A 13,541-nucleotide genomic window follows, 5' to 3' on the forward strand; every position below is an offset into this window, starting at 1 on the left:
CGAGCCAGACCCAATACCGGAGGAAAAGCTAATCACGCGCACATAGGTGCGGTTTGCTTAGATTTGAGGTTTAGCGCTTAAAATCGAGGAAACGAAAAGTGATCGATAAGGGAACGCCAATGCCGAAAAAACCAGTCGAGGTTGAGGACATTATCAATAAGCATTCGGGAGGGTTGCAACGCAACCTTTCGAATCGGCATATCCAGTTAATCGCGATCGGTGGGGCGATTGGCACCGGACTGTTTATGGGGTCCGGGCGCACTATTCACCTAGCGGGCCCTTCAGTACTGCTGGTTTACGCCATTATTGGGGCAGTGTTATACCTGGTAATGCGGTGCATGGGGGAACTACTGGTTTCTGATCACAAGTATGGCACCTTCGCCGATTTCATTACTGACCTGCTGGGGCCAGGCGCCGGTTTCGTAGTGGGCTGGACATATTGGCTGTGTTGGATAGTTACCGGGACTGCCGAAGTGATCGCGATTGCCGGATACTTCAACTTTTGGTGGCCTGATCTGCCGCGCTGGATTCCCGCGATTGCTACCGTGGCCCTATTGTTTTTCCTCAACGCCCTCACGGTGAAAGCTTTCGGGGAAACCGAGTTTTGGTTCTCGATGATAAAAATCATCGCCATTATTGCTTTGATCTGCTGCGGGGCGGTAATGGTGATTATCGGGTTTACCTCCCCCGATGGTCAGCGCGCAACCATTACTAATCTCTGGTCGCATCCGGGGGTTACCGGCTCTGGGTTTTTCCCGAATGGTTTTTGGGGATTCCTAGGGGGATTCCAGCTGGCAATCTTTAGTTTCGTAGGGATCGAACTGGTAGGTACCACTGCCGCCGAAACCAAGGACCCCGAAAAATCTCTTCCCAAGGCCATTAACTCGATTCCCCTGCGGGTATTGCTGTTTTATGTTTTGGCGTTGGCGGCGATCATGTCGGTGACTCCTTGGGATTCTCTAGACCCCGAATCCTCCCCCTTCGTGGGACTATTCTCGCTGGTGGGGCTGGTATTTGCGGCCTCGCTAGTGAACCTAGTGGTAATGACTTCGGCGGCCTCGTCGTGCAACTCGGGAGTTTATTCCACCTCCCGAATGATGTACGCCATGGCACTGCGCAGTGATGCCCCAAAGATCTTCCGGAAGCTTTCCCGCCGCTCCGTACCCTTAAATGCCCTGATTGTTACCTGCCTGTTCTTGCTTACCTCCATTGCTCTGATGGCAGTAGGCGGCACGGTAATGGAAGCGTTTACCCTGGTAACTTCGGTGGCCTCGGTGCTATTTATGTTCGTGTGGGCCATGATCGTGGCCTCCTACGTAGAGTTTCGCCGTCGCCTGCCGCAAAAGCATGAAGAATCGATATTTGCCATGCCGGGCGGATATTTTTCTATCGCGGTAATCAGTGTCTTTATTGTGGCGATGGTATTAGTCCTTGCCCTCGATCCCGCAACGCGGTTCGCCATGTTGTCCAGCCTGCTGTGGATTGCTATCACCGCTGGGCTATCGTTCCTGGCAAGCCGCAGTCCCCACAACGCGAAAATCCGCGCCGAGTTTGCTGACCGTCGCCGCCGGGAACTAGCAGCCGCCCGTCAACACCGCACCAAATAACCGGACCCACAGATTCTAGATCCTTCCGCTTGCAGTTTCCCGCGCGGAGCCTAGGTAGCGCCTCGTTTCAGGTCGGTCGGTAAAAGCGCTCGGGGGACCCCAGTGACCCTCGCTTCGCTCGGCTCAAGCCCCCTCTCGCATCTTTTACCACCCGACCCTTATGCACGGGGAGTCCTATCGCCAGCGCTTTGAAAATAAAACAATACAAAGCAGTTCACTTGTTAGGTGAGTATCCGATGCCTTCAATGATGAGTTCCTGTTTGTCCTGCGTCATAAATCCGCCCCTGCGCGCTCCGTGCGTACCTCACGGAATTCCCGCACCAGCCGCAACCCTTGCGCGGGCGCTAGGTTTTATCCGAGTGGGTGCGGTGGGCATAAGAATTCGGAAAACGTCGCTACGTTTTGCGAATTCTTGGGCGGGAGGAAAAACCTAGCCCCCGCGCTGAACTAGCCACAGGTTCGCATCGCTGGGGAAAAAGAGAGAACCTACTCCCTCGCAGCATGAGTGCTTTTACCGACCGCGACCCGACATCTGCGGGGGAATTAACGGGAGACTTGGACTGAGTGGGCTTTTAGGTGGCGATAGCGACAAAGCGCCGCGAAAATGTCTTGGAGGCGGGGTGCCGCCAGGAAGGCCGGATAACGACCGGCAGCGAAGGCATCCCAAGCAGAGGACGCGAACTTGGCGTCGAAGCGGGCACACGCATCCGCAATGCTTTCTTTGCCGGTGGCGTCAGTGGCCAAAGCGCGGATGGCATAAGCAATGGCTTCTGCTTGCCCGGGATCAACTACTTGGGCGAGGGCGGAAATATCGATTTCTTCGCGGTTCAAGCGTAAAGTGGCGGTACCTTCGGCGCGAGTTTTTTCGCGCCGCCCCGAGGCAGGAGGCGGGCAGGCTAAAAGCAAGCGCTTCCTCACTGCCGGATCCGGCCAGGGAGCAGCTTCACTACCCGCGCTGCTGGCGGCGCTATCGGAGCTGCTCACCTCGTGCGCCTTAGCGGTGGCATCGTAGGGCAAATAGTTTTCTAGCAGCAGCACTTGATCCGCTAGATCCAGGAAATCGCCCGAACCTCCCATCACCATAATGGTGGATACTCCCAATTGGTCCCGGATGCCTCCCACCCGGTCAATTAGGGGAATAATCGGTTCGCTGCGCACCAGCTGCCGCATCCGGCTATCGCGCAGCAACAGGTTAGTGGCGGAGGTGTCTTCGTCAATCAGCAGCGCCTGCGAGCCGCACTCAATCGCCTCGGTAATCGCCGCGGCCTGCGAAGTTGAGCCTGAGGCATTTTCGGTAAAGAACTCCGTGGTGTCAGCCCCGCCGGGCAAAGAACCTATGAATAGGGAAATATCAGAGGCAGTTATCGCCCGTCCGTCCTCGGCGCGCACTTTTATCGCATCGGGCAAAGTGGCGACTAATTCGCGTCCATCCCCCGGAATATGGGGGTACACCGCGCGCTCTAAAGCTTCTAGCAGCGTGGATTTTCCGTGATAGCCGCCGCCCACAATCACAGTGATTCCTTTAGGGATCGCCATTCCCGATATTTTCCCCGCATGGGGCAGCTCTACGCTTTGAACTAGAGGCGAGGGAGTGTCCTGACCTAATACCGTCGGCAGCTGGAAAGGAACCGCACCTTTCATCGGTAAATCACTGATCCCGGAGGCCCGAGCCAGCAGTGCCCCATCAGCCACGAAGGCCACCCACCCGCGCTCACTAAGAATCTTTTGCAGGGCCACATGATCTTTCAGCGTGTGCATATGATGAGTAAGGTCGTCTAATTTCGGGCCGTCGTCCTCACCGAAACATACGGTTTTATAGACCAGTTCGCACAGGTCATAGTCCAAGAAGCGGGCAAAGTTACGCCCTAAAATTCGCCGCCCCGCCGCGGGGAAAGGTACTTGCACCCGCAGTTCCAGCCCTTCCGAACTCAAGGTTACCGAGGAGCGGGGCAGAATTTCTTGCCCGACCGGCGCGATCCGCAGCTGCGCTTCAGATTTCCCACCCGAACGCCGCGCCCCGAAAATTTTGCGGGCCCGCCGCGCCAAAAAATCGCCGGCAGCTATCCGCCCTAACTCATCAGCTGCAATCTCTGCGGGAATCTCGGTAGTAGCTAGCGGCACCAACACCCGGCAGGCCGAAGGCGGAGCAAAGGGGTCGGACTGTACGCGGTCGATGGAGAAAGTAAAATCTCCAAAACTCCATTGTCCGATTAGCTGTTTATAGCCGCCATAAGAGCGTCCGTCTAGTGATCTAGTTTTCCGAATTAGCTCATCTGCATCCCGCATAGTTCCCTATTCTATGCCGTACGCTGACTCGCCTTGTAGACTAGCTAAGTACCATGAGGCATTTTCCGAGCGCCACTAGGCGGCTGCACGGGTATTTCTGAGGATGAAAGGGATTTTTCGTGACTGACAAGCTGAAACTGGTTGACACAATCCAGGCAATCAACTGGAACGATATCCAGGACGATAAAGATCAGGAAGTTTGGGATCGGCTCACGGGGAACTTCTGGTTGCCAGAAAAGATCCCGCTGTCGAACGATTTGCCTTCCTGGAAAACCCTGAAACCGGAAGAACAATTGATGACTAACCGGGTGTTTACCGGCCTGACCTTGCTGGATACTCTGCAGGGTACGGTGGGCGCGGTTTCGCTGATTCCGGATGCCCGCACCCCCCACGAGGAGGCGGTTTACACCAATATCGCCTTTATGGAGAGCGTACACGCGAAATCGTATTCTTCGATTTTCTCCACCCTGCTTTCTACGACCGAGATTAATGAGTCGTTCCGCTGGAGTGAAGAAAACGAGAATCTGCAGCGTAAAGCGCATATCATCATGAACTACTATCAGGGGGATGATCCGGAAAAACGCAAAGTCGCGTCTACTCTGCTGGAGTCTTTCCTGTTCTATTCCGGTTTCTACGCCCCCATGTACTGGTCTGCGCACGCCAAGCTGACCAACACTGCGGATTTGATTCGCCTGATTATTCGCGATGAAGCAGTACACGGTTACTACATTGGCTATAAATACCAGTTGGCGGTCAATGAGTCCTCGCCCGAGCGGCGCGAAGAACTCAAGGACTACACCTTTGACCTGTTGTCAGAGCTGTACGACAATGAAGAATCCTATACCGAGGATCTGTATGATCCGCTGGGGCTGACCGAGGATGTAAAGAAGTTCTTGCGTTACAACGCTAATAAAGCCCTGATGAACCTGGGGTACGAGGCACTATTCCCCGCGGATTCTACCGATGTTAACCCCGCGATTTTGGCGGCACTTTCGCCTTCGGCAGATGAAAACCATGACTTCTTCTCGGGATCAGGTTCTTCCTACGTTATTGGCGAAATCGTCGATACCGAGGATGATGACTGGGACTTCTAAGTTGCTTTCAATGGGCGAGGACGCGGGGATGTTTTCACTTACCGTGGCCTAGCAACCCTATGCAAGAGCTCAAATCTGCTTTTTGACCCGCTTGCCTGTTAGGCAGGCGGGTCAAAATATTTACCGTTTTAGCTTTTAACTCCCCCACCCACAGCCTCCTTAATAGGGCTATCGTAAAGGTATGAGTGATATTCCTTCTTACCCACAGCCTCGTCCCGCTTCTCGCGTCCTCGTCACCGGAGCTTCCTCCGGTATTGGAGAGGCAACGGTGCGGCAACTGCGCGCCAGCGGCTGGGCAGTGATTGCGGTAGCGCGCCGGCGTGACCGCCTGGAAAAACTGGCGGAAGAAACTGGTTGCGAATTTTATAGTTGCGACTTAACGGACCGCGCCGCCGTTGATGAAATGGTCTCTAAACTGTTAGCAACCGGCCCGCTAACCGCAGTGGTTAATAACGCGGGCGGGGCGATTGGGACCGATTCGGTGGCCGCGGGCAAAGTGACGGACTGGGAACAGATGTACCAGCGCAACGTGGTTACGGCCTTGAACGTCACCCAAGCTACTCTGCCGGCGCTACGCAAAAATGGCGGTGACCTGCTGTATGTCACTTCTACCGCTGCCCTCGATACCTATCCGGGAGGCGGCGGATACGTAGCCTCTAAGCACGCCGAACAGATGATCCCCCTGACTTTGCGGCAAGAACTGGTAGGCGAGCCGGTACGGGTGATCGAAATCGCGCCAGGCATGGTGAAAACTGCGGAGTTCTCCCTGAACCGCTTGGGTTCGAAAAAGGCCGCGGAAGAGGTCTATCGCGGGGTGGCGAAGCCTTTAGTCGCCGAGGATGTCGCCGACTTAATCAGCTGGTGCCTGTCGCGTCCTCCCCACGTAAATATTGACCGGGTAATTATCCGCCCAGTCGCCCAGGCTACCAATACCCTGGTAGCCCGCTCTGAGGAGTAGACCGCACGTTGCTCGCTCGCGAGACTCTGCCCTCCCGCGGGCGATAGCGTGCAGCGCGGCCGCAAGCGCGCACAGGTTTGATCCCCGCAGGTTCCACCCGGTAAACGGGCTAGCCCGACCTCTAGGAAGCCCGCAAGAGGCCTAGAGCATACAGGAAACGCAGCCTTCGACTTCGGTTCCTTGCAGGGCGTGCTGACGCAACCGCATATAGTAGAGGGTCTTGATCCCCTTGCGCCAGGCATAAATATAGTTTTTGTTGACCTCGCGGGTAGTGACCGTATCCGGGTAGAACAAAGTAAGGCTGAGCCCTTGGTCTACGTGCTGGGTGGCAACCGCATAGGTATCAATAATCTTTTCCGGCCCAATCTCGTAGGCATCCTGGTAGTACTCCAGGTTGTCGTTATCCATATAGGGCGCCGGATAGTAAACCCGCCCGATCTTTCCTTCTTTACGAATCTCGATCTTGGACACAATCGGGTGGATCGAGGAGGTGGAGTTATTGATATAGGAAATCGACCCGGTTGGTGGCACCGCCTGCAGATTCTGGTGATACATTCCGTATTCGCGGACTTTTTCTGCCAGTTTCTTCCAGTCTTCGCTACTCGGCACCTTAATCGAAGATTTTTCTAGCAGCTGGCGGCACTTTTCAGTCTTGGGAGTCCAGTCGCCATTAATGTATTTTTCAAAATACTGCCCGGAATAGTACTGGGAATCTTCGAAACCTTCGAAGCATTCCTCGCGTTCTTTGGCAATCTTGCAGGAGGCTTTTATCGCTTCAAACGCCACCGTCAGGAAATACATATTGGTGAAATCCAGGGCTTCTTCGCTGCCGTAGTGTACGTGTTCGCGCGCCAGGTAACCATGCAGGTTCATCTGCCCCAAGCCGATGGCGTGGCTCATCCGGTTGCCTCGCTCGATCGAAGGCACCGCCCGGATATTAGATAGGTCAGACACACTGGTCAAACCGCGAATCGCGGTTTCAATAGTGGCGGAAAAGTCGGGGGAATCCATAGTTTTCGCGATATTTAGCGACGCCAAGTTACAGGAAATATCTTTACCCACCGTCGCATAGGTTAGATCCTCGTTGAACTCGCTCTTTTCCGATACTTGCAGAATCTCCGAGCACAGGTTCGACATGGAAATCCGCCCTTTAATCGGGTTAGCCCGGTTCACGGTGTCCTCGTAAACGATATAGGGATAACCGGACTCGAACTGGATCTCCGCCAGGGTCTGGAAGAAACGGCGCGCATCAATCTTCTTCTTGCGGATCCGTCCGTCCTCTACCATTTCCCGATAGTGCTCGGTGATGGAAATATCGCTCATCGGTTTGCCATATACCCGCTCCACGTCGTAGGGGCTAAACAGGTACATGGGTTCTTTATTACGCGCCAAATGGAAAGTAATATCGGGGATTACTACCCCCAGCGACAGGGATTTAATCCGGATTTTCTCGTCCGCGTTTTCCCGCTTAGTGTCCAAGAATTCCATAATGTCGGGGTGGTGGGCATTTAGATAAACCGCGCCGGCTCCTTGCCGCGCCCCCAATTGGTTGGCGTAAGAGAACGAATCCTCTAGCAGTTTCATTACCGGGACTACCCCGGAAGACTGATTCTCGATCTTCTTAATGGGAGCGCCCGCTTCCCGCAAGTTAGTGAGCGATAGGGCAACGCCGCCTCCCCGTTTAGAAAGCTGCAGCGCAGAGTTAATCCCGCGTGCGATCGACTCCATATTGTCTTCGATACGAAGCAGGAAGCACGAAACCAGTTCCCCCCGTGCTTTCTTACCCGCATTTAAGAAGGTGGGAGTGGCCGGCTGGAAACGCCCAGACATAATCTCGTCTACTATGCGCTTGGCGAGCTCTTCATCCCCGCGCGCCAGGTAAAGACCCACCATGCATACCCGATCTTCGAAACGTTCCAGGTAGCGTTTACCGTCAAAAGTCTTCAAGGTGTAGGAAGTGTAATACTTGAATGCCCCCAGGAAAGTGGGGAAACGGAATTTATAGGCATATGCCTGCTTAAACAGATCTTTGACGAACTGGAACTGGTATTGGTCGAGAACTTCCTGCTCGTAGTAACCCTCGCTAACCAGGTACCTCATCTTTTCTTCCAGGTCATGGAAGAACACGGTGTTCTGGTTTACGTGCTGGAGGAAATACTGGCGGGCGGCCTGTTTATCGGCCCAAAACTGGATCTTCCCGTCTTTGTCATACAGGTTCAATTCGGCGTTTAACGCGTGATAGTCCAGTTCTGGGGAAGGGGCGGTTTCCACTCCGGTGTCAGTTAGATTTTCTGCCAAAACTCACTCAGTCCTTTACGGCATATCTCAACATCCTGGGAGGTTCCCAAGAGTTCGTACTTGTACATAAACGGGATTTTCAATTTTTGGGCGAGAATATCGCCGGCAATGCAATACGCTTTGCCAAAATTGGTGTTTCCGCTGGCAATAATCCCTACGCAGTGTTCGCGGTTGCTTTTTTCATTTAAGAACTTGATTACCTGCTTGGGAACGGCGCCCTTAATATTTCCGCCCCCATAGGTGGGCACCACAATCACATAGGGCTCGTTGACATACAGGAAAGGGTCGCGAGGACGCAGGGGAATCCTTTTATTGCGAAAGCCTAGTTTCTCTACAAAACGCTTGGTGTTATTAGTCGCGGAAGAAAAATAGACCAGCAGAGGTTCCGAATCGCTCACCTTTGACCTGCCTTATCGCTCTTAATTTTCGCTAATATCTATTCTCACGCGTACGCGCTGTCACCGCTGCCGGAGCACTCCGCTTCTTAGCGCCGGGTACTTCGCGCGGTATCTTTTGTTTCTATTTCTTGAGGGCGCGGTTACCTTAAGCAGTAGCTGCTGCGCGAGCCGCGATTGCTAGTCCCTTGATTTTATCTGGACGGAACCCGCTCCAGGAATCGGCATCAGTTACCACTACCGGAGCCTGCACGAAGCCCAGGGACTTGACGTGTTCAAGAGCGTCCGGGTCCTGGCTCATATCAACTTCCGCGTAAGAAATACCCTGCTTCTTTAAGGCGCGCTTAGTCGCATCACACTGCACACAACGGGGCTTGGAGTAAACGGTGATCGACATTTTTCTGCGCTCCTTATTTTCGCTTTCTTCGTCTGCGCTATTCAAAGAATAACATCATTGTAGTTTTTCTGCCGCCAGATTTAGGCGATGAAGTAAACACTACACCTAGTAGTTACTTAACACCAGCACCCCAAGATAATGTGTTTGGGGATAACCGGTGGAAAGATGGCGCTTTTCTGGGGATACCCAGCAACCCTAATCAATCTACTAGCTGGCTACCCGGCACCTGCCTGCTTTTTAAGCAAATTTCTCCTTCAAGACGATTGGTGAGCGGTTCCACCAAAATTGTGGATAAAAACTGCCTTCGGCGTGTCGCAGGGATCCACGCGCCCGGCCAGATTTTACCTCCTGTAGCGGGTCTGGCTCGGTAAAAGCACTCCGGGGACCCCATGAGCTTCGCAAAGCTCAGCTCAAGCCCCTCTCGTATCTTTTACCGGCCGCGACCCGCGGACGGAAACCTCTATTACCAGCGCTTTGAAAATAAAAGAATACTAAGCAGTTCACTTGTTAGGTGAGTATCCGATGCTTTCAGTAATGAGTTCTTGTTCGCCCCTGCGGTATAAATCCGCCCCTGCACGCTCAGTGCGTATCTCTCAGTTCTTGTTCCCGCTGAGATGTTTACGTGTGTGGTACCAGCGAGCGTGGAGCCTAGGTTTTATCCGAGTGGGTGCGGTGGGCATAAGAATTCGGAAAACGTCGCTACGTTTTGCGAATTCTTGGGCAGGCGGAAAAACCTAGGCTCCGCGCGGGAAATCGCAGGAAGACAAATTTTCCCCGCGCTCACCCCAGCCCCGCAATGACGGCAATCTAGCCCCCCCCACGCGCGGATGAATGTAGATAAGGTGGTACCCAGAACAGCTACACAGTAAGGAGCAGGCGATGAGTGAGCGCATGAACGTGGAATCTTTCAACCTTGATCACACGAAGGTGGTGGCTCCTTTTGTGAGGGTGGCGGATCGTAAACGGCTACCGGGCGGGGATGAACTGGTCAAATACGATGTGCGTTTTTGCCAACCAAACCGGGAGCACCTGGAAATGGACACGGTGCACTCGATTGAGCATTTAACTGCGGAACTGATGCGCAACCACACCGATAAGTTGATTGATTTTTCGCCTATGGGTTGCCAAACCGGCTTTTATGCCCTGATGCTAGGGGTAGAACCGGACGAGTTTACCCAGCTCTTAGCACTGACTTTTGAGGATATTCAACGCGCTGACCAGGTTCCCGCAGCAAATGAGAGGCAATGCGGCTGGGGCGCGCACCATAGTCTGGAAGGAGCGCAGCAAGCCACTGCGCAGTTCTTAGCGGCTCGCGATAGCTGGAATCAGATCTACGCTTAGGGGATAAATAGGTTATGAACAGCTACGATACTGTTATTATCTGCGCGGAACTTACCGAGCTAGCTCCTTTGGTGAGCCGTGCTTGGCTTCAGGAATGTTTATTACACGGTTTGCAAACGTCCTACCAACCATCTAACCCCGAAAAAGCACTTTCCAGTCCGGTTAGGGAAGTTTCGGGGCTGCGTTTTTATTCCTTGGAGTTGCCGGAGATTCCTGGACGCGTCCTCGGGGTACAAAGCGGGGTGGGGATAGTGAACGCTGCCCGCGCCGCCACTATTTCCATCGAAGTTTTGGGAGCCCAGCAAGTGCTTTACTCGGGAACCGCCGGAGGGTTAGCTGCAGATAGCCAGGTGGGGGAAGTTGTTTTCGGCGACAACTACGTATTCCATAATGTGGATGCGACTGCCTTCGGGTATCCACCCGGGCAGTTACCGGGGATGCCTGCCAGTTACCCGGGCAGTGAGAAACTAGTTTCGGCTACCCACAGCCTTTTGCGCCCTAGCCCAGATGCAGGGAAGTCGGCTGGCGAGAACCAGGGAAAGATTAGGCTTAACCTGGCTTCCTTGGAAGCCGCGGGAGGAAATAGAGAAAAAGACGCGCTAATAAACGGCTTAGAAAATATTCCAGCGCGCTGCGGAACTATCGCTACTGGCGATTCTTTTATTACCGACGCCAATGTTTCCGAGGTTCGCTCGGCATTTCCGGCGGCTTTAGCTGCAGAAATGGAGTCAGCCGCCGCAGCCCAAGTCGCCTATTTATCCCAGGTTTCTTTCTTGGCGGTTCGCTGCGTTTCTGATCTCTGTTCCCCGCAAGGTCAAGACGTCTACCACGGTAACGCGGCGGTTTGTGGGGCAATCGCTGCGGCTGCCACCATTTGTTTACTCGGCACCGTCTAAATACTTACTAGCTGTATCTAAGTTTTTGTACCAGAATTTTCGCTGCCGTTTACACCCGATTAGCACTGCTTTCAAAAATACGGGTTAAGATATCCTAGTAACCTGTTTCTAAGTGGGAGAAAGTCATGAGCTCGTCTCGTCGTCGTAACCTCAAAGTAATCATCGGGGTAATAGTGGGGGTCGCCTTACTATGTTCGGCTATTGTGGTCGCTTACGCGGCAACTAGAAATTCTGCAGCCCCGAAAGCCGCAGCTTCGGCCACGCAAACTAAAACTACTCCCGCTAAAGCCAAGACTCCCAAGGCTACTCCCAGCACCACCACTCCCACCCCTACCCGGCCGGCAGTTGACTGCACCAAGGAAAAGTGCGTGGCGCTAACTTTCGACGATGGTCCCGGACCCGACACTCCCCAGCTCTTGGATACTTTAAAGGCAGAAAATGTTCCGGCCACTTTCCTATTGGTGGGCAAGATGGCTGCTACCTATCCCGATTCGGTGGCGCGGGAATTCAAAGAGGGGCACGCTCTGGGGGCTCATACCTGGAATCACCCGGACTTGAGAAAGCTTTCTGACGACAAAGTAGCCAGTGAAATCACTAGCACAGTAGATGCGATTAAAAAGGCTGCCCCGGATGCGCAGGTTACCTTTACTCGCCCCCCCTACGGGGCTTATAATCCCCGGGTCATTTCCATTTTGAAATCCTTGAACCAAGCGGCGGTGATTTGGGATGTCGATACTTTGGACTGGAAACATCGGGACCCGAATGCAGTGTTGGCAGCAGTACAAAAGGAAACCAAACCGGGTTCTATCATTTTGATGCACGATATTCACCGCACCAGCGTTCAGGCAGTGCCCGCGGTTATCAAGTATTTGCATTCCCAGGGATACACCATGGTTACGGTCCCGGAGTTGTTTGGGGGATCGCTAACTCCCGGCAAGATTTATTTTGATCAGAATATGGTTCGGGGAGATTAAACGCGGTTCCCCCAGGTTTCCTCGCGATTCCGGTTGAGAGTTTTTATTCCCTGACCTTTAGGGCTCCGGGGTGGTCATTGTATCTAGTTCCGCATCCGGATGCGCGGTAATCAGGTCATTCAAGGAGGACGCCGAAGCAATCATCCGGGCCATTCCGTGGGTGCCCACTACCCCGGCTAAGGCGGTTCCTAACCCCATCTCGGCGAGAGCGTCGGTTTGCAGTCCCGGCCAACCGTGCAATCTGCTTTGCAGATCGGTGGGGATTTGTGCGAACCCAATTCCGGCTGCAAATAACGCCCCCACTAGCCCCGCGATAGTCTCGGTTGCTCCTCCCAACTGCACCGCGAGGGAAATGGCACGTCGGAAGGCATCTTGTCCACTTAAGGGGATCTCTGAATGCTCGATTTTCACGGCTCGTAAGATTCCCACCACTGCTTGCAGGGCGGTAACCGCATCAGTGTTATCACGTGGCGGTTTGAAGTAGGTTTCCTCAGCCTGCTGTAACCACTCGCGCCATTGTTCACGGCGGGAGGGCGCGAGCAGAGCTATTCCGCTACCCAGATTTATCCGGCTTGCCCAGGACTCATCAGCCGGGAGCGGGTCGGTGACGGCGCGCCGAATCGCTTCCGCATAGATTACTGCTGCTTCGCTGGCTAAAGGATCCACATGAGTAAGTTCGGTTACTGCCCGCACTGATTCTGCTGTCCACTGGGGATCTTTTATCCGGGTGAGCCCCAAAATAGCGCAGCGGCTAAGCGGACCCGCTCCGCTGGTGCGGCGGGTACGCATATGAAAATAGGCGGCGGCGGAACGCATTTTTCGGGCGGGGTTCATATTGGAGATGTCATTGCCGGTGGTTTCTAGTACCACCCGGGTGGGAGCATCTACTTTGCGAGTTCCTCCCCGATACCAGGCCAAATAACGCGCAGCAATCGCATCTAGTCCTTCTTCGGTGGTTAAATCAATTCCGGTGACCGCTACTTCCGCTAAGCAGATCCCCAGCTGGGTTGCTTCCGACCATTCCCCTGGCCGCAACCGTCCCGCAGCTCCCAGCATTCGCGGAGTTCCCTCTAAAGGAGGAGTTCTAAACTCGTAGCCAACCCCGAGCACATTACCGCAGGTTTGCCCCACTAGGACGCCGCTAGCCCGATCCGCCATGATCGCTAGGGGTGCTTGTCCACCGCGCCGGACCAAATCATTTGGTTGCGCGGCGCGTTCCGGGTTTATTTCGCGTGCATCAGCCACCCTTTCAACTCTAATGCACCTGCCACCCGATAGGCGAGATTCCCCTGGCT

Annotated in this window: 11 protein-coding genes; 6 read left to right on the plus strand and 5 right to left on the minus strand. The window is 54.1% G+C overall.

Annotated features, from left to right (window positions below; translation table 11 throughout):
- The first annotated feature begins 119 nt into the window (after window positions 1–119).
- The gene (locus AC1EKS_RS02860) at window positions 120–1,607 is read left to right on the plus strand and encodes an amino acid permease (RefSeq protein ID WP_481008743.1); all 1,488 of its coding nucleotides are present in this window, start codon (window positions 120–122) and stop codon (window positions 1,605–1,607) included.
- Window positions 1,608–2,150: 543 nt separating this feature from the next.
- Here the strand turns inward: AC1EKS_RS02860 and AC1EKS_RS02865 are convergent.
- Entirely contained in the window at window positions 2,151–3,893 is a 1,743-nt protein-coding gene (locus tag AC1EKS_RS02865; protein ID WP_481008744.1) for a P-loop domain-containing protein, read from the minus strand.
- A gap of 119 nt (window positions 3,894–4,012) precedes the next feature.
- Here AC1EKS_RS02865 and nrdF point away from each other — a divergent pair, with 119 nt between their 5' ends.
- Both nrdF and AC1EKS_RS02875 read left to right on the plus strand, forming a co-directional pair.
- Window positions 4,013–4,987, plus strand: a complete 975-nt coding sequence (gene nrdF / locus AC1EKS_RS02870; protein WP_481008745.1) for a class 1b ribonucleoside-diphosphate reductase subunit beta — start codon at window positions 4,013–4,015, stop codon at window positions 4,985–4,987.
- Between the two features lie 181 nt (window positions 4,988–5,168).
- The gene (locus tag AC1EKS_RS02875; RefSeq protein WP_481008746.1) at window positions 5,169–5,945 is read left to right on the plus strand and encodes an SDR family NAD(P)-dependent oxidoreductase; all 777 of its coding nucleotides are present in this window, start codon (window positions 5,169–5,171) and stop codon (window positions 5,943–5,945) included.
- A 141-nt stretch (window positions 5,946–6,086) separates the two neighbouring features.
- On the opposite strand, the gene nrdE is transcribed toward AC1EKS_RS02875, so the two are convergent.
- From nrdE to nrdH, 3 genes are all read right to left on the minus strand, one after another.
- Window positions 6,087–8,243 (minus strand): class 1b ribonucleoside-diphosphate reductase subunit alpha, encoded by a 2,157-nt coding sequence (nrdE, locus tag AC1EKS_RS02880; protein ID WP_481008747.1) that lies wholly within the window; start codon window positions 8,241–8,243, stop codon window positions 6,087–6,089.
- Window positions 8,228–8,641 carry a class Ib ribonucleoside-diphosphate reductase assembly flavoprotein NrdI gene (nrdI, locus tag AC1EKS_RS02885; RefSeq protein ID WP_481008748.1) on the minus strand — a complete coding sequence of 138 codons (414 nt, stop codon included), beginning with the start codon at window positions 8,639–8,641 and terminating at the stop codon, window positions 8,228–8,230. Before nrdI ends, nrdE begins: the two co-directional genes overlap by 16 nt.
- Before the next feature lie 145 nt (window positions 8,642–8,786).
- On the minus strand, window positions 8,787–9,035 hold the full coding sequence (nrdH, locus tag AC1EKS_RS02890; RefSeq protein WP_481008749.1) for a glutaredoxin-like protein NrdH: 249 nt from the start codon (window positions 9,033–9,035) through the stop codon (window positions 8,787–8,789).
- Window positions 9,036–9,914: 879 nt separating this feature from the next.
- On the opposite strand from nrdH, the gene AC1EKS_RS02895 reads away from it, so the two are divergent.
- From AC1EKS_RS02895 to AC1EKS_RS02905, 3 genes are all read left to right on the plus strand, one after another.
- Window positions 9,915–10,376 carry an S-ribosylhomocysteine lyase gene (locus AC1EKS_RS02895; protein ID WP_481008750.1) on the plus strand — a complete coding sequence of 154 codons (462 nt, stop codon included), beginning with the start codon at window positions 9,915–9,917 and terminating at the stop codon, window positions 10,374–10,376.
- A 14-nt stretch (window positions 10,377–10,390) separates the two neighbouring features.
- On the plus strand, window positions 10,391–11,272 hold the full coding sequence (locus AC1EKS_RS02900) for a 5'-methylthioadenosine/S-adenosylhomocysteine nucleosidase (RefSeq protein ID WP_481008751.1): 882 nt from the start codon (window positions 10,391–10,393) through the stop codon (window positions 11,270–11,272).
- Window positions 11,273–11,397: 125 nt separating this feature from the next.
- The gene (locus AC1EKS_RS02905) at window positions 11,398–12,246 is read left to right on the plus strand and encodes a polysaccharide deacetylase family protein (protein WP_481008752.1); all 849 of its coding nucleotides are present in this window, start codon (window positions 11,398–11,400) and stop codon (window positions 12,244–12,246) included.
- 57 nt (window positions 12,247–12,303) lie between these two features.
- Here the strand turns inward: AC1EKS_RS02905 and AC1EKS_RS02910 are convergent, their stop codons facing one another.
- A complete protein-coding gene (locus AC1EKS_RS02910) occupies window positions 12,304–13,491 on the minus strand; it encodes an ADP-ribosylglycohydrolase family protein (protein ID WP_481008753.1) in 1,188 nt (395 codons plus the stop codon).
- Window positions 13,492–13,541: the final 50 nt, after the last annotated feature.

The organism is Varibaculum sp. C0165D1 (genome assembly GCF_056590355.1).

Bases quoted from the DNA above. Each gene is read 5' to 3' on its own strand.
- AC1EKS_RS02860 (WP_481008743.1), top strand. From the start codon at position 120: ATGCCGAAAAAACCAGTCGAGGTTGAGGACATTATCAATAAGCATTCG.
- AC1EKS_RS02865 (WP_481008744.1), bottom strand. From the start codon at position 3,893: ATGCGGGATGCAGATGAGCTAATTCGGAAAACTAGATCACTAGACGGA.
- AC1EKS_RS02875 (WP_481008746.1), top strand. From the start codon at position 5,169: ATGAGTGATATTCCTTCTTACCCACAGCCTCGTCCCGCTTCTCGCGTC.
- nrdH (WP_481008749.1), bottom strand. From the start codon at position 9,035: ATGTCGATCACCGTTTACTCCAAGCCCCGTTGTGTGCAGTGTGATGCG.
- AC1EKS_RS02895 (WP_481008750.1), top strand. From the start codon at position 9,915: ATGAGTGAGCGCATGAACGTGGAATCTTTCAACCTTGATCACACGAAG.
- AC1EKS_RS02900 (WP_481008751.1), top strand. From the start codon at position 10,391: ATGAACAGCTACGATACTGTTATTATCTGCGCGGAACTTACCGAGCTA.
- AC1EKS_RS02905 (WP_481008752.1), top strand. From the start codon at position 11,398: ATGAGCTCGTCTCGTCGTCGTAACCTCAAAGTAATCATCGGGGTAATA.